Raw genomic sequence first — 17,527 nt, forward strand, 5'->3', positions numbered from 1 at the left:
GCTCAGGCCCCGGCGACCACGGTGTCGCGGCCCGCGCGCTTGGCCTCGTAAAGCCGCGCGTCCGCCTTCCGCAGCGTCGCCATCAGGTCTCCGACGCCCGGCGTCGAGGTCGCGACGCCCACGCTGATCGTCACGCGGCGGTCGGGCGTCCCGACGAAGGCGTCGGCGACGGCGGCGCGCAGCCGCTCGCCGAGCGCCGCGGCGGCGGCGGCGTCGAGCCGTTCGGCCACGACGACGAACTCTTCGCCGCCGTAGCGGAACACGCGGTCTCCCGCCCGCACCGCGCCGATCAGCGCCCGTCCAACGGCGGCGAGGATCTCGTCGCCGGCTTCATGGCCGAACCGGTCGTTCGCCTGCTTGAAATGGTCGACGTCCACCATCGCAAGGCTCACCGGCCAGGGGTCGATCCGGCGGCGCTCCAGCCGCTTGCGCCGCAGGTCCTCGAAGGCGCTTCGGGTGGCGGCGCCGGTCAGCGGATCGACCGCGGCGCGCGCCAGCAGGTCCTCGTAGCGCGTGCGGTAGGTCAGGGCGTCGAACACGTCCCAGATCCGGCGGCGCGCGAAGGCCGGACGCTCGGTCGGCTCCACATAGCGCAGGTAGATCGCGATGAAGACGCTGTAGACCGCGGCCGCCCCCATCTTCGCGGCCCAGCCGCCGCCGAGCGCGCTGAAGGGGATGCCCGTGACCCAGTGCAGCACCGGGAAGAACGCGAGCTGGTCGAAGGTCAGGACCAGCGCCGAACTGACGAGAAGCGCCGGGAAGGCCTGACGCCGGAACAGCCGCATCAGCCGTTCGAACACCAGGATCAGCGCGATGATGTCGACGAACAGCAGCAGGGTGCCCCAGATCATGAGCACGCCGATCTGGTCGATAAAACGCAGGTCGGCCTGGTAGCCGGGCAGCGGCGCCAGCGTCTCGTGCTGCCGCAGGATCAACGCCAGCGCCACCAGCAGCAGGTTGCCGATCATCAGTCCGTAGATCGGCTGCCGCGCCGTCTCCGCGTCCTCGCGGATGTAGAGCAGCAGGAACATCATCAGCTTGCCGGAGAACAGCACGGTCGAGCCGGGCGAGAGCAGGCCGAACGGCAGCTCGATGAAGAACACGGCCGCGAGATAGGTCTCGAGGAAGTGCATCACCCCGAGCGCGCAGACGAACAGGCCGACGCCGTAGGCGAACCGGGCCCGGAGCAGCGCGGCCATGACCGCGAAGTACACCAGGGCCTGAAGCGACAGGAGCAGAACGCCGTTCATGTGCGCAGGGGATCTCGGGCGTGGGGACGGCGGAGACGACCGCCGCGTTTTTCATTGGCCGAACGCGGCCGCGGCGCAAGTCCGCGCCTCGTGAAAAGGGGATCGCCCGATCAACGGCCCGCGTGCTAGACGCCGCGCTCAGCTTCGATCGCTGGCCGCGCGCCTTGTGTTCTTCCGCCGCCGAGAGTCGCCGCATGACATGTTCGTTCCGCTTCGCCGCCGGCCTCGTCGGCGCGTTGGCTCTTCCCGGCGCCGCGCACGCGGCGAAATCGGTCGCCGACCAGATGCTCGCGCTCGATCTCGACACGCGGATCGAGCAGCGCTGCAACGCCCGCGCGATGGGTGAGATCAGCCGCGCCGACCGCGCGATGCGTCCCGACGAGCTGGTCGCCTACGCCTTCAAGGACAGCGAGGTGAAGGGCGACGTGGTGCATGCGCCGGGGGCCGCGGTGCGCAGCGGAAACGCCTGGTACCGCTTGTCTTATGTCTGCCGCACCACGCCGGACGGCCTCGACGTGCTGTCGCTGAGCTTCACACTCGGGGCCGAAATCCCGCGTTCGGAATGGGAGGACCACCAGCTCGTTCCGCAGTGACGCCGGCCGTTAACGGATTGATAACCATCCCGGCGTCCTTTAACGGTCATCAAGGGTCGTGGGCCCCGCCTCTGGCGGGCCTGCATTTGAGGGGGGACCACCCGGCATGACGAAGCGCGCATTCCGCGCTGGCGTCGTCGCCGCCGCTGCCTTTGGCGCGGTCGGCTGCGCGCAGCACCCGAAGCCGCAGATCGTGAAAGTGAGCCTCAACGGAGGCGAACGGGACTGCCTCGCGCGAGCCATGTATTTCGAATCCCATCGGGGCAGCGACGAGGGCATGCTCGCCGTCGGCACGGTGGTCCAGAACCGCCTCAAGTCGGGAAAGTACGGCGCCAGCTACTGCGACGTCGTCGGCCAGAAGGGCCAGTTCGCCCCCGGCGTCATGACCCGCAGCATGGACGACAGCGGCGCCGAGCGCGCCCGACGCGTGGCCGAGCAGGTCGCCGCCGGCAAGCGCCATCCGGGCGTCCGCGGCGCGATGTTCTTCCACACCGCCGGCCTCAGGTTCCCCTACCCCAACATGCGCTACGTGCTCGTGGCCGGCGGCAACGCCTTCTACGAGAAGCGCAGCGTCGACAGCATCGCCCAGGCCCGCGAGAACGCCCGTTCGCGCAGCCTTGCGCTCGCCTACGCCAAGGCGGATCCGACCGCCGAAGCGAAGCCGATCGTGGTCGCGGCGCTGATCTCGCGGGACGAGCCGGCGGAGACCCCGGCCCGCGTCGAGACCGCCGCTCGCCCCGAGGCGCCGATCCGCGTCGAGACCCATGTGGTCCGCGCGGCGGCTCCCGCCCGCACCGAGATCGCGGCGGCGCCCGCCTTCCCCGCGTTCGATCCGCCGCCCGCCTTCGCCCCGACGCCGGCGGCGGCCGCAGCGGCCTTCGCCGAGCCAGTCGCGGCGCGCTGACGCCACGGCGTTCGCGCGCGCGCTCGAGGCTCGGATGTGGCGCAGAACAACGCCCGCCTCGTCCTCACCGCGCTCTGTTTTCAGCGCGCCGCGCCAAGCAATTCGCATTGCCTTGCGCTTTCCTCGCTAAAGGGCTATGTTTTCGCCATCGATCTTGTTCGTTGAATTTTGTTTTGCGCTTTCTGCGCCTGCACGATCTTCCTCTCAAAATCGATGGTACGTGCGTTTCGCTCGTTTCGAGACGCGATGATTCACGCCAACGAAAAAGGAGATCGTTATGGCGACTGGCACCGTGAAGTTTTTCAACGTCCAGAAGGGCTACGGATTCATTCAGCCGGACGACGGCGCAACGGATGTGTTCGTTCACATTTCGGCCGTCGAGCGCGCTGGTCTGCACACGATCGTCGAGGGGCAGAAGCTCAGCTTCGAAGTCGTTCGCGACAACCGCTCGGGCAAGAGCGCTGCCGAGAACCTTCAGGCCGCGTGATTTACGTCGCTTCGGTCCGCGACCACGGATGTACTGGCGCGGCCCGTGACGGCCAAGCGTTGAAAGGTCGGGCGTCACGCCCGGCCTTTTTTGTTTTCAGAGGTTCTTAGGAGGGCGGCCATGCAGGTCACCAAGGAGACGCTGTTCAAGGCGTCGAAAGCCGAGATGAAGGGCGACGCCACCACCCGCGCGGCGCGCGAGATCATCGACCGCGATCGCGCGCAGCAGGACGCCAAGACCGAACGTCTGCGCCTGGCGCGGATGGAGCGGGACGCCGCCGAGCAGGCCGCCGCGCCCCCGCCGGTCGTGAAGAAGACCCGCAAGCGCGCGGCCTCCGCGGCCTGAGCTTCCGGCTAACGGAACAGATTGGTGGAGGCGAGTTCCAGGACCTCGTCGCCGCGGCCGTTGATGATCGCTTTCAGCATATAAAGGCTGAAGCCCTTCGCCTGCTCCAGCTCGATTTTCGGCGGGATCGACAGCTCCTGCCGCGCGACGGCCACGTCCACGAGCGCGGGCCCGTCGTGCGCGAAGGCCGCCGACAGCGCGCCCTCGAGCTCCTCGGACGACGTCACGCGAAATCCCTTCAGCCCGGCGCTCTCGGCCAGCGCGGCGAAGTCCGGATTGTCCAGCGCGACGTTGGTGTCGAGGTAGCCCGCCGCCTTCATCTCCATCTCGACGAAGCCGAGCGAGCCGTTGTTGAAGACGACGATCTTGATCGGCAGCTTGAGCTGCCGCGCCGAGAGTACGTCCCCCATCAGCATCGCGAAGCCGCCGTCGCCGGACAGCGAGATCACCTGCCGGGCGGGGTGCGCCGCCTGCGCGCCGAGCGCCTGCGGCATGGCGTTCGCCATCGAGCCGTGGCGGAACGAACCGACGATCCGCCGCTTCCCGTTCATCGTGAGATAGCGCGCGGCCCAGACCGTCGGCGTGCCGACGTCCACGGTGAAGACGGCGTCGTCCGCGGCGAGCCGGTCGATGACCTTCGCCACGTACTGCGGGTGCAGGGGCTTGCCCTTGCCCGCGGGCTCCGCGAGATCGTCCAGCCCCTTCCGCGCGTCGGCGTAATGCTTGAGCGCCTGGTACAGAAACGCGCGGCTGCGGCCGCTCCCAAGACGGGGCAGCAGCTCGCCGATGGTAGCCTTCACGTCGCCCACGACGCCGAGCGCGAGCTGCGCCCGCCGGCCCAGGGCGCCGGGGTCGCTGTCGACCTGCACGATCTTCGCCTTCGGCGGATAGAAGTTGCGGTAGGGAAAGTCGCTGCCGAGCATCAGCAGCGTGTCGCAGTCCATCATGGCGTGGTAGCCGGACGAGAAGCCGATCAACCCGGTCATGCCGACGTCGAAGGGGTTCGCCCATTCGACGTGCTCCTTGCCCCGCAGCGCGTGGACGATCGGCGCGCCGAGCGCGTCCGCGAGGCCCACCACCTCGTCATGCGCGCCCGCGCAGCCGGCGCCGCAAAGCAGCGTCACCTTGTCGGAGCCGTTCAGCAGATCCGCGAGCGCGTCGACGTCGGCGAGGTTCGGCAGCAGCCGGGGCTCCGACAGCCGCGGCCAGTCGGCGCGCGCGGCGTCCGGCGCCGGCTTCAGCGCGATGTCGCCGGGAATCACCAGCACCGCAACGCCCTTGCGGCCGATCGCCGTGCGCAGCGCCCGGTGCAGAATTTCCGGCATCTGGCGCGGGTCCTGCACCATCTCGCAGAACACGCTGCACTCGCGGAAGAGCTCGGTCGGCCGCGTCTCCTGGAAGTACTCCAGCCCGATCTCGCTGGAGGGAATGTGCGCCGCAATCGCGAGCACCGGCGCGTGGTTGCGCTGGCAGTCGTAAAGGCCGTTGATCAGGTGGAGGTTGCCCGGGCCGCAGCTGCCGGCGCAGACCGCGAGCTCGCCGGTGACGGCGGCCTCCGCGCCGGCCGCGAAGGCCGCGACCTCCTCGTGGCGGACGTGCATCCACTCGATGGTCTTCAGCCGCCGCAGGCTGTCGTTCATGGCGTTCAGGCTGTCGCCCGTCACGCCCCAGATTCGCTTCACGCCCGCGTTGGCGAGCGTTGCGACAAGCAGGTCGGCGATGGTCTGGCTCACGGGCGGCGTCCTTCGGTCTGACGGCTCGTGGGGATAGGCGCGCCGCAGCGCGACGGTTCCCTCAGGGCAGCCTTGCGCGGGGCGACGGAGCCCGGTCGCCGTACGACACCGGAGCGTCTCGCAGCGATCGCCTGTCGGCCCGTCAGGTCAGACATCGTCCGCCGGGCTGTCTTGGGAGGCGTCCGGCGCGTTCAGTCGTCGTCGGCGTTGATCTGGCCCAGCGGCGCGTCGGCCTGCTCGTTGGCCTGCGCCCGATCCACCGCGTCGATCGCCGCCTGGATCTCCGTTAGCCGCGTCATGGCGGCGATGGGCAGTCCGGGGAGGCCGAGTTTGGCGTAGCGCCGGACATGGCGCCGGCGACGTTCGACCAGCGTCTCCCGGAAGGCCGCGAGATCGTCCTGCGGCTGGGCGACGAGGCTCTTCATAACGTCGTCAGGCGAAGGGCGTTCGCCTGCACGATGGCGCGGTAGTCGTCGATCATCTGGCTGAAGGAGCCTCCCGCCATCAGGGCCGAACCGCTGCGTCCCGCAGCGGCGAGCTTCTCGGACAGCATCAGCGCGGTTTCGTCCACGGCGTCCGTTCCGCCGCGCGCGACCTTGAGCACGCGCAGGCCGATCACTTCCTGACACTCCGCGGTGAGCAGCGCCATTTTGTAGAAGGTGGAGAACATGGTGCGTTCCTCTCGGCAGAGCGCGACCATTCACGGGCTGCTGGGTCACAACGGTATCCAGGCATGGACGTTCCGGCGATCATCGCAACTCGCCTTTGCGAAGCGCGCAGGCCAGTCTTGCGCCAGCGTGCGTCGGACAGCGTCCGGTCCAGAACCGGGCCGTGGAGCCGTTGAATGATTAAGGGATTTGCTGGTGCTGCGAGAGAGGATTGAATTCACAACTTCAAAATGTGTTTGTGTAATCTCAATGGCTTAGTTGTATGACTGGACGGGTTTTGTTAGTTTGTAAGTGGCGATCTTTGTAAGTCGCCACTCGCCGCGGAAGTGATATCCGCGCGGGGCGTCGGCATCGCCGATCCGACCCCCTCCTTGAGGCCTTAGAGCGGCCAGACTAACGGTTGCCAATGCTCGGGATTAGCTGACGCCCCAAATTTCGTAACTTCAACCGATGCGGGGCCAATCTTCTCAGTTACCGCTACAACAGCGTCCCGCCCGATAACATCACCGACAACAACATGATATTGGGGTGCGTGAGTATTAGATAACAATCTAACGCTGGCTAATAAATATAGATGGTCTATTGTTCCGAATGCAAACGTCGATAAATCGTAACCGCTTTTATCATTAGCTTGTTGAGCATCCGTCGAACCTCCAACAATATAAGAAACGTTATGCTTTGTGCCCATGATGTAGGGCAGGCAAAATGGATGAAAATCGTTTGGTGTAAGAGACGTCAAGACTTGACAGTAGCCGATTTTCGCAATCATTCTTCCGAATTCATAAGGTGAATGTCGGAATTTAAAGGTTAACTTTCCTGGATATAATTTTTCTAAAGCTTTAAGACGTAGATTGTCATCTATAACAACTAATTCCCATGATGCGGAAGTGTCGAGTGTCACAGGCGCACCTATCAGTATTCCAGCCCGCGAGATCCTGTAAAATACCATAGGTCCCGGATGCTGCGCGCTCGGTATCTGACGAACCAATGAGGGATCGTCAGGGTCTGGCATTTCGATGTAGCCCTTACGCCTCTTTTTATGGCGGCTAGGTGCATTGAACGCCTCGCGAGCGTCGCCCCACATGCCCCGCAGCACGGCTGTCTCAAAACGAGAAGTCATCTTGGCGCAATCGCGACAACTTGCTCTTTCCAGAATGTGCGCGCCGCCAAGCGCGAAGGGCATGACGTGCTCGTCGGTAAGTTCGACGTCATCCTTTCCACAATAGATGCACGCGCCGAACGACGGATAACGTGTAGGACCGTGCGACATGTGCTGCCTAGCTCGCGAGATCGTGGGGCAGAGAATACAGGAACGCCCGCCTTCAAGGCGGGCGTCTGTCGTCGTTAGGCAGCCTCGGGCTGCACTCCGTAGCTATCGCTTCGATATTGATCGCGCGCAGCCCGCACAAGCTGCAGCATGGCGGGCGACAGCTTCTTAGGCGGCTGGCCGATCCGTTCGCCGAATTGATCGGCCATGGCCCAAAGCCGGCGACGCCTCTGCAAAGCCGCAGTGCGTTCATTCCGCCACACACGGTTCGCGGGATCGAGGATGATCTTCGCGTCGGCACGCGCGAGGTCGACGGCCAAGAGCTTCGCGCTCGCCTTAAGGTTCTGACGCCGCAGCGAGGGCGTCAGAACCGCCAGAAAGCCAGCGGGCGGGAGAGCGGTCACGCCCTAGCCTCCTGCACGATTTCCCTCAGCAGCATCTTCGCAAGCGTCTCCGCAGGCGTTCCGCCGAGCTGCGTCATCTTCGTGCGGCCCGTGCTCTTTTCGCGGACCGTGATCATGCCGTCGCTCACCTCATACGTTCCGAAATGGGTGATGACGCCGCCCGAAGGCTTGGTGCTCGTTTCGATCGAGATTTCAAAGCTCATCGTTTAGTCTCGTGGTGCTGGCCGCAGCGCGCCAACGCTCGCGGCTGGTTGAGGTCTGCTAGGCTTCAGGACGACGCCGGCCGAAAGGTCGGCGTCGTTTCTCGTGGGGACTCAGTCCAAGCCGACTTCGCCCTTGACTGACGTCGCCTCGAAGTCGCGGCGCGTCCTCTTGGTCAGCCCGCGCTTGATGGCGTCGAGCTTCACGGCCTCTCGGAGGGCGGTCGCTTTCGCCGCCGGGTCCGTGAGGTCCGCATCCTTCAGCCGCTCGATGGCGGCGTTGATCTCCTGCCATTTGAAGGCGTTGACGACGGCCGCGATCAAGCTGGCGGCCTCCGCCAAGTTCTCGACGGCGCGCTCTGCGTCCTTCCAATCGCTTCGCCATCCGATCGTCACGCCGATTTCGGCAAGCAGTTCTTCGGCCCTCGCCCACGCCGGGCCGGGAGCGTCGAATAGCCCCCGCTCTTCGAGGTCGATCACGTCGTCGGACATCGTGAAGGCGGTGAAGTCGCCGATGATGTAGTCGGTCGCCGCGTCGGGCATCGTCGCCCTAGTCTGTTTCAGCCGAGCGCGGCGCTCACGCGCTCGCTCAGTCGACGATTTGGCCATCTCGTTTCCTCAGTCGTTGCATTTCATGCAACGTATATGAGATGCAACGCGTGGAGCGCAAGATGGGTCAGCCGATTTTCTTGCAGGCCCTCAGGGACTCGCCAGCGCCCGCTTCAGCCGGGCCGGCAGTTGGGAGCCCGAAGGTCCCGAACGCCCGCCCTCGGCCCTCCCTGAGTCACGCAGCCGCCAAGGCGGCGTCCTGCAGGCGCAGGTGCTCGATCGTGGCGCGGGTGACGTCAGGAAGGATCGACTCGGGCCACACTTCGCCCACCTCGCCGAGCGCCCGCATGATCGCGTCGCGGTCGAAGTCGCCGGTGACAGGGCACGGCTCAAGGCCGGCGGCGACCACGGCTGCAAGCAGCTCCGGGCGGGGCTCCACGCCGGCACCAGCGAGGGCGCGCGCGGCGCTCTGCCAGCTCGGCGGGGCGAGGGCGTCCACAAGCTGGTCATAGACGGCGTCATCAATGAAGAGGTCAGGCACTGCGGTAGTTCCCCGATGAGTGATGACGCTTTGATCAGTCCGTTCGTTGAAGACGTCAACCGTATTTTGGTTACGTAGAAACACGTAGATGACAGCAAGTAAGTCACTAAAGACTTATCTTTATTTCGTCCTTTCTGGCTTTCGTTAATTCGTCCACGCCGGGACGGGGCGTAATTGCTGCGCCACGCCTCATAGAGACGCTTGGCCTCGCGCCCGACGTCTTGGGTGTAGCTGATCGCCTTCCCCTGATAGCCGAGGCTTCGGAGCACGCGGCACCGATCGCGAAGCGCTCGCAGGCCGGGACGGGCAAGGCGCACGTCCTTCGCGACGTAGGCGATCCAGCCGGCGTCAGGGTCGGGGCGAACCTGCGCCATCTTCGGCATGCCGCCGCCGCCCGCCTTCCTGAGCGCCCTGCGCGCCCGCGCACGGGTCCGCTTGTCGGTCGGGAGCGTCAGCAGCCCGTGGAGATGCGGGCGGCCATCCTGCGTTTCCTCGATCACGACGACGAAGGGGATCGTCTGCCCGAACTCACGCTTCAGGTGGTGCGCCACGCGCCGGCGCAGCCAGTCGAGCGCCGAGGGCTGATGGAGCGCCTTGGCGGCGACGTCAGGGTGAAGGTTCAGGCTGAAGTCGCAGAGCGTCCCGAGCGCCTGCGCGCCGGCATACAGCCAGTCCAGTAGCTCGCCCTCGGTGATCTCGTCCCACGGGGCGGGGGTGCGATGGCGGACGACACGGGGCGCGCCGGTGGTAGGGTCTTTGCGGAGGCTCGGGCCTTGGAAGATGTCGCTGTAGTGCTGCGGGGACTTGGTGCGCTTGGGCTTGGTGGTGGTGAGCGTGGGGGTGTCGAGGGAGGCTAAGAGGGCGTCTATGGAGGTGACGACATCTATTATTACTGAAGCGACGTCCTGAGCGCCCTCCTGAGCCGGCAGCGGAGTCCCAAGACGATCACGGGCAAAGCGTCCGTCGCGGAATAGGTCCGAACGGTGCCGCCGATTTACGAATTTCCGAACTTTCGACGGTGCGCGCACCGGCGCGAGCGTCGTCGCAAGCACAGTTTCGCCTGCGCTCGGCGCGTGGATCGTGGTATGATTGAGGGGCAAGAGAGAACTGCTGAGCCCTCGATCGTTGGCGCGATCGAGGGCTTTCCTTTTGGTCAGTGCACCTCGCCGAGCGCGGCGCGGAACTGCCGGACGATGTCGGTCGCGAGGTCGGTCGTCATCGTGAATTTCGTCTCGCGGTCGGGCGACTTCACTTGAACGATGAAGCCTCGCCCCTTCCGAACGACGGTGAACGTGTGCCCGCCCTCGACGGCAAGGCGGTGCCCGCCGTCGTCGGCGCGGTCGCGCACGTTCTGAATAATCATCGCCAGCGCGCGCGCCTTCGAGGCGTCGCTGAAGTCGACGACGTGCGTCTCGTCCTCGCCAGCGAGCAGACGCAGCGCGCCACCCTCCGCGCGGGCGAGGCGGAAGCCGGGCGTGTGGTCGAGCGTCACGTCGGCGGCGAACTCGGCGTTGATCCAGCGGGCGATCAGCTCGGCGTTCGAGACGCCGTGAACTTCGGCGAGGTGATTGATCTGCGCGATGCGGCTGGCGTGCAGAGAGACAGTGGAGCGGGGGCGGCTGGCGGTCGTCACGGGGTACCCTCTATTTAACGGTAGTCCATTTAAACGGAGGATGAGGGCGTGAATATGGCGGTGTCGTATATTCTTCTGCGCCGCAGGCGAGCCCGCCAGCGGCCTTGATAGGGTGCCAAGGTCCACGGGGAGCCCCGGCACTACACGCCCGCGAACGGGCTCCTGAGGGCGTCGTCGGTCAGTAGCGACGGCGCGCCGTGTCCAGAAGACCGCCCGGCCGCAGGGACTTCAGCAGTTCCGAATTTACAAGACCGCGCATCTGGCCTTCGACTTCCGCGCCGATCCGCTTGGCGAGGTCGTCGTTCTCCTCCAGCGTGCCGCCGCTGGCGTTGACCGTGATGCTCGGCGCCATGGTGATGACGTTGGAGGTCGGCGCAGCAGCGCCGGCGGGCGCTATCGGCCTCGGCATGATCGGAGTGGGTAACGCCGGCAGCGCAGCCGGGACGAAGGACGGCGCGCCGACGATGCCGCCATCGGCGTAGCCCTTCGCGCTACGGTGCAGGCGTTCGAGGTTGTCGACGCCGATGCGCCGCGTCGCCTCCTTCGAGACGACATACTCGCCGCGATGCACGATGCCGGCCGGCTCATATTTGCCGCCGTCGCCGGTGAAGCCGCCATCGGAGAACGTCAGCAGGTTGGAAAGAAAGCCGAGGAAGCCGCCGCCAGCGCCGGTCTGGCCTTGAGGCATGGCGAACGCGTTCTGGAAGAGGCGTTGCACGATCATCTCTAGAAGCTGATCGGCGACGCGCTTCAACGCGCTGCCGAACGCGTCCGCCGCCGAGACGCCAGCCGTAAGGTCGGCGACGAGCCCCTGCGTGGCGTTCAAGCCGATGCCCTCCAGCTCGCGCCGGGTGCGGGTGAGCTCCTGAAGGCGCTGCTCGCCCGCCTCGCGCTTTTTGTCGACGAGGTCCTGAGCCGCCTTGAGCCGGTAAAGCTCGGCGACCTTGGCGGCGATGGCCTGTCCCTCCTTCGAGTGCAGGTCGACGCCCGCCTGTTGCAACGCCTGAAGCGTCTTCTGTTCCTGCTCGGTCTTGCCGAGCTGGTCGGCTTCGAGCCCGAGCGCCTCCGTCACGCGCTTCACGGCTTCGGCCTGCCGATCGGCAGCCTGTTCGGCCTGCGTGCGGGCGGTCTTCTCGGTGTTCAGTCGCACCGTGACGTCGTCGCCGGCCTGCGGCTGGCGGCGGAAGCCGAGCACGCGGTCGGCGTCATAAGCCTGCGTGTTGACGCCCTCGGACTGGTTGCCGCCGAGCACCTTCACGCGGCCCCGATCGTCATAGCCCTCGAAGAAGCCGACGTGGCCCTGTCCGCCCGAGCCGCGCTTCAGGATGACGATGTCGCCCGCCTGCGGCTTGGTCGTCTCCTCGCCGTAGGACAGGAACGAGCGGGCGGCGCGCGAGCCGGTGCCCTTGATCCCGCGCTCGGCGAGGATCGCGTTCACGAAGTCGGCGCACCACTCGCGCAGCTCTCCAGAGAAGGTCTGTCCGGTCTTGCTGAGCAGCGATCGGATTTCGCCGTCGTTCGCTCGCTCCGTCAGTCCGCTGTAGCGCTTGGCGGTCTCATAGATCGAGCCCGAGGCCGATCCGACAGGCATGCCCTGCGGCGGCAGCGTGATGTCGTCGAGCTTGCCCGACGCCTCGCGGGCAGACTTGCCGAGCTTATCGAGCGCGCCGATGGCGGTCGCGAAGCGCGAGCCGACAGCCCTGCCGACGTCCGCGCCTTCGCCCTGGGGGATCATGGTGAGGCCGGCGGCGGCCGGGTCGCCGCCGAACCAATCGTTCAGCTTGCGGAAGACGACGCTGTTGCCGATCGACGCGAGCCCGCCTTCGAGCATGCTGATGAAGCTGCCGACGCCCGAGGCCCAATCCTCGATGTAGCCGGCGATCTCGACGACGCCGCTCTTGAAGTTGCCGCTGACGATGTCGACGAGCTTCTGAAACTTCCGGTCCAGCTCCACGGCCTTATCGACCACGTCATCCTTGATGACGACGCCAGTCGCGCGGGCTTCCTCGCGCAGGCGCGTGATGCCGGCCGCGCCCTGATCGAGGAAGCGCACGAACTGTTCGCCGCCGGTGCCGCCGAAAATCTCGTCGGAAACGCGGATGCGTGATGCGGTGTCGAGCTGTTTGATCCGGCCGATGATCTCGACGAACAGCGCCGCCGGGTCCTTTAGCTTCCGCCCCAACTCTTCGGACGTGTATCTGAGACGCTTGAAAGCCTCCGCACCGGAGCCCCCGCCGTTGAGGGCGAATTCGTCGCCTCGGATGTTCAGCTCCTTCAGCCCGTCCGTGAGCGCGTCGATACTGACGCCGGACTGCCGGGCAGCGAAGGACAGCTCTTGGAACGCGGCCGTGCCGACGCCGGCCTTTTCGGCTTCGCGCTTCAGCTCGGCGACACTGCTGATCGCGGTCTTGGCGGCGGCCGTGACGGCGGCGAGCCCGCCCGCCAGCGCGCCGGCCGCGAAGCCCTTGCCGAAGTCGATGCCCTTCGCTCCGATCGTCGCCAGCGCCCTGTTCGCGTTCTCGGCGGCGGCGCGGGTGTCGCCCTCGATCCGCTTGCGGGCGTTGGCGGCGTGGTCGCCTACTTCGCGGAAGCCCCGCTGCGACGTAACGGCGGCCTTCTTGAGCTGCTTTTCGAGGCCGTCAATGCGCGCGTCTACGAGGACGAGAAGGCGCTGTTCTTCCGTAGCCAATTCTTGATTTCCTTAGATCACGTAGAGACCGCGGCGGCGGTAGGGGGATGAGGTTTCGACAGCCGCGAACGCGCGACCGACAGCCATCGCAGCAGCCTGCGCGCCGTCGATCCGCTCTCGGCTTTTCTCCTTGTCGAAAAGGATGCTGCCGGTGTGGTCGGCCTTCACGGCGATGTTCGCGAAGTTCCAGCGAAGGACAGGGTGCGCCCCATGCCGGAAGCGGCCCGCGATGACAGCGCGTTCCAACTCCTTTACGGCCGGGACCATGCTGACGGCTCCCTGCCGCATCTCGACGGCCGGCAAGCCATCCTCGGCGAGGTCGGTCATCATGCGGCCGGCACGCCAAGGGTCGAAGGCGATCTCACGGACGTTGAAGCGGTCGCAAAGCTCGCGAATGCGCGCCTCGACGCGGCGATAATCGACCGCGTTGCCCGGCGTGGCCTCGATGAAGCCCTCGCGAGCCCAATCGACATAGGGAACGCGATCCTGCTCGGCGCGGGCGCGCAAGCTGTCCCTCGGGCAAAAGAAGAACGGCACGACGGCGTAACCGTCCGGCCCGTCGCGGAACGCCGCGACGACGGCCGTCAAATCCTGATTGGTCGACAGGTCGACGCCGAGCCAGCACGGAGCGCGGTCGCGCGCCCACTGGTCGAGGTCGGCGTCGGTGATCGGGGTCGCGCCACGATCGTAGATCGCCATCTCGACGAACGGCGCGGCCGAATGGTCGAGCCAAACATTCAAGTGAAGCTGACGGAACGCCTCGCGGTCGCCGGGACGGTTCTCGGCCTCGCGAGCGAGCTGGCGCAGCCCCTCAATGTCGGGATAAGGCGGCGAGCACGACAGGCCGGGATTGACCGCACGCCACACGGCTTCGTCGCGCCAGTCGTCGTCGGCCGACGCCTCGAACAGGATCGGAAGCGTCGCGGGGTCGTCAATGTCACCACGCGCGACCTTCCGAGCATAATCGACAATGTCGTGTGCGACGTTCTCATGCCCCCGCCCGGCGGTCGTGGCGACGACGAGCAGCGAGCCCGGCGCCTTCGGCAGGCCCGAGCGAAGCACGTCCCATAGGTCGCGCTTAGGCCAAGCATGAAGTTCGTCGGCGAGCACGAAGACCGGCGTGCGACCGTGCTGGGTGCCGGCGTCAGCCGAGATGCTTTCGAGGAACGAAGCGTCCCGCTTGTGCGTCAGCCGGTTGCGGCTATCGACGATGCGGGTCGCGCGCGACGTCGAGTCGTGCGACCGGATGATGCCGCAGGCTTCGGTGAACGCGAGCCGCGCTTGCTTGCGGTCGGCCGCTGCCGAGATGACTTCGCCGCCCGGCACGCGCTCAGGGCCGATCGCATGCAGAAGCGCCAGCGCCGCAGCGATCGACGTCTTGCGGTTGCCGCGCGGCAGCAGAAGAACGACGGTCTTCACCACGCGCGAGCCGTCTTCGTGACGCGGCCCATAGACCCGCCGCACGATACGTTCCTGCCACGGGTCGAGCGCGAAGGCGCGGCCCGGCGCGCGGCTCTTCGGATGCCGGAGCGCTCGCAAGAACCGCACGGCCCGCTCGCCGTAGCCGAACGGGTCGGCGATCGGCGAGCCGTCAAAGACCCAAGTCGGCGTCATCGGCGGCGGTTTGATCTTCTCGGATGGAGGGGCGCGAGCGGGACACGGGCGTAAGGCCTAGCTCAGCGGCGAGCAGCCGGGCGCGCGTCATGGCGTCGGACTGGATCTTCACGGCCGGGTGCGCACGCAAGCCGGTCGCGGTCGTCGTCGTCAGGCCGTCGGCGTCGATCGTGCGCTGAGCAATCCGAACCTGTCCGATCGCGAGGCAATAGTTCTCGACGGAGCCCATGTCGGCGTCGGTGAGAATGCGGCGCTCAACGAGCAGCGGCATGATGCGCCGCCATTCCGCCTTCGCGTCCTTCGTCAGCCAGGTCGGCGCACGCGGCACGTCGGCGACCGCTGCGGCGTCCTGCCGAAGCGCGGGCTTCGGCCCCCTCACGACAGGCCCCGCACGGTGCAGCGCACCTCATGCCCGCCACGACGGCCAAGCTCTTTGATCTCGACGACGTCGAGCGTCCGCCCCTCATGAACGATGCGGTGCGCCACCGTCAGGCCGGGCAGGAAGCGCATGCGGAAGACAAGCGACGTGACGGCGGCGACGCCGGACGCCTCGACGCTCTCGCTGGCGGTCTGCTCGACGAGCTGCCCGCGCATCGCCTTCACGGTCTCCCACTGCTCGGCGGTCTCGCCGAGGTCGTTCGTGACGACGCCCGCGAGGCACTGGATCGTCAGCCGCTCGCGCAGCGCGCCCGCCCTCATGACTGCGCCACCACGTCGAAGGCGACGACGGCCCGCACGGTGTCCTTCGCGGCGTCACGGGTGACATGCTGGCCGGCGATCTTGGCGCGGCAGCGCCGCAGGCCCGGCACGCGCCAGACGCCAACGGGCAGCGCCGCGCGGATGGCGGCGGCGATCAACTTGGCCTCGCCGGTGCCGGTGCTCGCGCTCCAAACCACGACGTCGAAGCTGACGAGGTCGTGGAAGCTCTCGTCGAGGTCGGCCGGGAAGCTGGCGCTCTCGCCGAGGCGGATCGCGGGGAAGCGTTCGGGACGGCCGTGCTCGTCGGCGATGTTCGTCGCCGGCACGAGCGAGGTCACGCCGGGCGCGGCCCTGAGCGCGGCGACGACGTGCCGTTGAAGGGCAAGCTCGGCGCTCACGGGCGGCCCCACAGGGCGCGGATGATCTTGCCCGCCTCGCGGGTGATGCGGCGGCGGTTGCGCTGGAAACGGATGCGCATCGCCGGCAGCAGGAACTTGTTCGGCTGCTGGTGCTGCGTGCCAAGCTCCTGCGCGAAGGCGTAGTCGTAAGACCCGTCCTGCCCATCCTCGACGGGCTTCGTGGTCGCCGCGCCGCCGGCCACGATCGCGCGGGACAGCTCATGGCGGCCGGGCTCGACGCGGATCGTGCTGGCGAGGGTGCCGTCGTCGCCGGGCGCGAGCGTCTTGGCGGACGCCGCGACTTCGGCGGCGGCCTTGTCGAGGGTCGGTTGAAGGCCGGTTTTCAGCTCCTTCGGGATCGAATTGAGCCGCTTTTCCAGCTTCGCGAGCTGCTGATCGATGCTCGCCATGTCAGAAAAACCACGTCCGATAGGGGCGCAGGAGGTCGCGGACCACGGCCGGGATCGGGCTCGTCGCGGCGCTGCGGAAGGTCGGCTCGCCGCCCTCGAAGAGATGTTCGGCGACGTGGCGCACGGCTTCGAGCACCGGCGCGGGCGAAGAGGCGCTAAGGGTCGCGCCGATATAGGACGAAACCCACGCCTCGGCCGCCTCGATCTTGCGCGTCAGCAGCGCGTCGTCGGCGGCGTCTTCGATGCCGAGGGATTGCTTTACGTCTTCAACTGAAACAAGCATTCGGTAGTTCTCTATCTCCGTGAGCACCGCGAATTTGATCGACACGATGTGGAAGAAGCGCGCTTTCTGGACGCTCCTCGCCCTACACCTTTTGCCAGTTTTCATGTTCTGGCTTATGTTTGTTGGGAGCGATCTACGTCATCCTGGCTTGCTGCAGTTTGGGATCAATGGACTTTTGATTTCAGCCACTATCGTTCTCATGTGTTCAATTTTCAGCCCATTATTGATCGGACTTCGGGGATTTTTATTTATCGCAGTCGATGCGATTGCAGCGTTCTTCCTGCGAGATTGGCTATTCGCCTTATCGATCCTAACAGCCAACTAAAAACTCTATTTAGGCGCAATCTTGCGCGTGACGGGGGCGCCGGTCTTCTATCGAGACGGCCGAAGTTGCTTGATACCCCCCGCCGCTCTTCCTCGGCCCCTTGCCGGTGAGTTGGGGGCGCTCGGTGACGGCACGGCCGATCGTCCAGCCGAGACGCAGGCGCGAGCGCAGGGTGAAAGCCGAGAGGCCGCTAAGCTTCGCCCACTCGGCGACGGTGAGGGATCGCCCGTCGAAGCGATAGCGTTGGCTAGGTCGACCGTGGGTGAGCACGGGGATCTCGATCGCTTCAGCGACAGGCCAGCCGCGACCGATGCGCTTCCTGATCGTCTCAGACGGGATGCCGTAATCGAGCGCCCACTCCTCGACGGGTTGGGTGATGCCTTCGTGCGTGAGGATCACGACATAGACCTTTCTTCGGATTGGATCGGCCCGTTGTGGCAAGGCGCGCAGACGGGTTCCCAGTTGGAGCGACGCCAGAAGAGCTTCTGAGCCGTCGCCAGCTCGGGAGCCGTGCGGGCGGCGCTCATGCGGTGCG

23 protein-coding genes are annotated in these 17,527 nt (G+C 66.4%); 5 read left to right on the top strand and 18 right to left on the bottom strand.

What is annotated here, in order from left to right; all coding sequences use genetic code 11:
• Positions 1-2: 2 nt before the first annotated feature.
• Positions 3-1,250, bottom strand: a complete 1,248-nt coding sequence (locus K244_RS0114945) for a GGDEF domain-containing protein (protein WP_020187085.1) — start codon at positions 1,248-1,250, stop codon at positions 3-5.
• A gap of 194 nt (positions 1,251-1,444) precedes the next feature.
• Here K244_RS0114945 and K244_RS0114950 point away from each other — a divergent pair, with 194 nt between their 5' ends.
• The 4 genes from K244_RS0114950 (at position 1,445) to K244_RS0114965 (ending at position 3,579) form a co-directional block, all read left to right on the top strand.
• Positions 1,445-1,843 carry a DUF930 domain-containing protein gene (locus K244_RS0114950; RefSeq protein WP_020187086.1) on the top strand — a complete coding sequence of 133 codons (399 nt, stop codon included), beginning with the start codon at positions 1,445-1,447 and terminating at the stop codon, positions 1,841-1,843.
• A gap of 106 nt (positions 1,844-1,949) precedes the next feature.
• Positions 1,950-2,747, top strand: coding sequence for a cell wall hydrolase (locus K244_RS0114955; protein WP_020187087.1), 798 nt, complete (start codon positions 1,950-1,952; stop codon positions 2,745-2,747).
• A gap of 277 nt (positions 2,748-3,024) precedes the next feature.
• Positions 3,025-3,234, top strand: coding sequence for a cold-shock protein (locus K244_RS0114960; RefSeq protein ID WP_020187088.1), 210 nt, complete (start codon positions 3,025-3,027; stop codon positions 3,232-3,234).
• A gap of 120 nt (positions 3,235-3,354) precedes the next feature.
• Positions 3,355-3,579, top strand: coding sequence for a hypothetical protein (locus K244_RS0114965; protein ID WP_020187089.1), 225 nt, complete (start codon positions 3,355-3,357; stop codon positions 3,577-3,579).
• 8 nt (positions 3,580-3,587) lie between these two features.
• Here the strand turns inward: K244_RS0114965 and poxB are convergent, their stop codons facing one another.
• The 8 genes from poxB to K244_RS0115000 form a co-directional block, all read right to left on the bottom strand.
• Positions 3,588-5,312 (bottom strand): ubiquinone-dependent pyruvate dehydrogenase, encoded by a 1,725-nt coding sequence (gene poxB / locus K244_RS0114970; protein ID WP_020187090.1) that lies wholly within the window; start codon positions 5,310-5,312, stop codon positions 3,588-3,590.
• A gap of 191 nt (positions 5,313-5,503) precedes the next feature.
• Positions 5,504-5,737 carry a hypothetical protein gene (locus tag K244_RS0114975; RefSeq protein ID WP_020187091.1) on the bottom strand — a complete coding sequence of 78 codons (234 nt, stop codon included), beginning with the start codon at positions 5,735-5,737 and terminating at the stop codon, positions 5,504-5,506.
• The gene (locus tag K244_RS0114980) at positions 5,734-5,982 is read right to left on the bottom strand and encodes a hypothetical protein (protein WP_024816529.1); all 249 of its coding nucleotides are present in this window, start codon (positions 5,980-5,982) and stop codon (positions 5,734-5,736) included. Before K244_RS0114980 ends, K244_RS0114975 begins: the two co-directional genes overlap by 4 nt.
• 377 nt (positions 5,983-6,359) lie before the next feature.
• The gene (locus tag K244_RS23195; protein WP_081761492.1) at positions 6,360-7,250 is read right to left on the bottom strand and encodes an HNH endonuclease; all 891 of its coding nucleotides are present in this window, start codon (positions 7,248-7,250) and stop codon (positions 6,360-6,362) included.
• 74 nt (positions 7,251-7,324) lie between these two features.
• Positions 7,325-7,651: a hypothetical protein gene (locus K244_RS0114985; RefSeq protein WP_020187093.1), complete on the bottom strand. Its 327-nt coding sequence runs from the start codon at positions 7,649-7,651 to the stop codon at positions 7,325-7,327.
• Positions 7,648-7,854, bottom strand: a complete 207-nt coding sequence (locus K244_RS0114990) for a hypothetical protein (protein WP_020187094.1) — start codon at positions 7,852-7,854, stop codon at positions 7,648-7,650. The genes K244_RS0114985 and K244_RS0114990 overlap by 4 nt, the downstream gene beginning before the upstream one ends.
• Positions 7,855-7,965: 111 nt before the next feature.
• Positions 7,966-8,394: a hypothetical protein gene (locus tag K244_RS0114995; protein WP_020187095.1), complete on the bottom strand. Its 429-nt coding sequence runs from the start codon at positions 8,392-8,394 to the stop codon at positions 7,966-7,968.
• A gap of 241 nt (positions 8,395-8,635) precedes the next feature.
• Entirely contained in the window at positions 8,636-8,941 is a 306-nt protein-coding gene (locus tag K244_RS0115000) for a hypothetical protein (protein WP_020187096.1), read from the bottom strand.
• Positions 8,942-9,402: 461 nt separating this feature from the next.
• Between K244_RS0115000 and K244_RS0115005 the strand changes: the two genes are divergently transcribed.
• Complete coding sequence (locus tag K244_RS0115005) at positions 9,403-9,621, top strand: hypothetical protein (RefSeq protein ID WP_020187097.1); 219 nt, start codon at positions 9,403-9,405, stop codon at positions 9,619-9,621.
• 473 nt (positions 9,622-10,094) lie between these two features.
• Here K244_RS0115005 and K244_RS0115010 read toward each other — a convergent pair whose 3' ends face one another.
• From K244_RS0115010 to K244_RS0115050, 9 genes are all read right to left on the bottom strand, one after another.
• The gene (locus tag K244_RS0115010) at positions 10,095-10,574 is read right to left on the bottom strand and encodes a hypothetical protein (protein ID WP_020187098.1); all 480 of its coding nucleotides are present in this window, start codon (positions 10,572-10,574) and stop codon (positions 10,095-10,097) included.
• Positions 10,575-10,752: 178 nt separating this feature from the next.
• Positions 10,753-13,263 (bottom strand): TIGR02594 family protein, encoded by a 2,511-nt coding sequence (locus K244_RS22780; RefSeq protein ID WP_020187099.1) that lies wholly within the window; start codon positions 13,261-13,263, stop codon positions 10,753-10,755.
• A 12-nt stretch (positions 13,264-13,275) separates the two neighbouring features.
• On the bottom strand, positions 13,276-14,877 hold the full coding sequence (locus K244_RS0115020; RefSeq protein ID WP_020187100.1) for a terminase TerL endonuclease subunit: 1,602 nt from the start codon (positions 14,875-14,877) through the stop codon (positions 13,276-13,278).
• On the bottom strand, positions 14,855-15,256 hold the full coding sequence (locus K244_RS0115025) for a phage terminase small subunit P27 family (RefSeq protein ID WP_020187101.1): 402 nt from the start codon (positions 15,254-15,256) through the stop codon (positions 14,855-14,857). The genes K244_RS0115020 and K244_RS0115025 overlap by 23 nt, the downstream gene beginning before the upstream one ends.
• Complete coding sequence (locus tag K244_RS0115030; protein ID WP_020187102.1) at positions 15,253-15,576, bottom strand: head-tail adaptor protein; 324 nt, start codon at positions 15,574-15,576, stop codon at positions 15,253-15,255. The genes K244_RS0115025 and K244_RS0115030 overlap by 4 nt, the downstream gene beginning before the upstream one ends.
• Positions 15,573-15,974 (bottom strand): DUF3168 domain-containing protein, encoded by a 402-nt coding sequence (locus K244_RS0115035; RefSeq protein ID WP_197027180.1) that lies wholly within the window; start codon positions 15,972-15,974, stop codon positions 15,573-15,575. The genes K244_RS0115030 and K244_RS0115035 overlap by 4 nt, the downstream gene beginning before the upstream one ends.
• Positions 15,971-16,384, bottom strand: a complete 414-nt coding sequence (locus K244_RS0115040; protein WP_020187104.1) for an HK97-gp10 family putative phage morphogenesis protein — start codon at positions 16,382-16,384, stop codon at positions 15,971-15,973. Before K244_RS0115040 ends, K244_RS0115035 begins: the two co-directional genes overlap by 4 nt.
• A 1-nt stretch (position 16,385) precedes the next feature.
• Positions 16,386-16,772: a head-tail connector protein gene (locus K244_RS0115045; protein ID WP_245259778.1), complete on the bottom strand. Its 387-nt coding sequence runs from the start codon at positions 16,770-16,772 to the stop codon at positions 16,386-16,388.
• Between the two features lie 229 nt (positions 16,773-17,001).
• Positions 17,002-17,391: a hypothetical protein gene (locus tag K244_RS0115050; RefSeq protein ID WP_020187106.1), complete on the bottom strand. Its 390-nt coding sequence runs from the start codon at positions 17,389-17,391 to the stop codon at positions 17,002-17,004.
• Positions 17,392-17,527: the final 136 nt, after the last annotated feature.

It is taken from the genome of Methylopila sp. 73B, assembly GCF_000526315.1.
Lineage (GTDB): Bacteria > Pseudomonadota > Alphaproteobacteria > Rhizobiales > Methylopilaceae > Methylopila.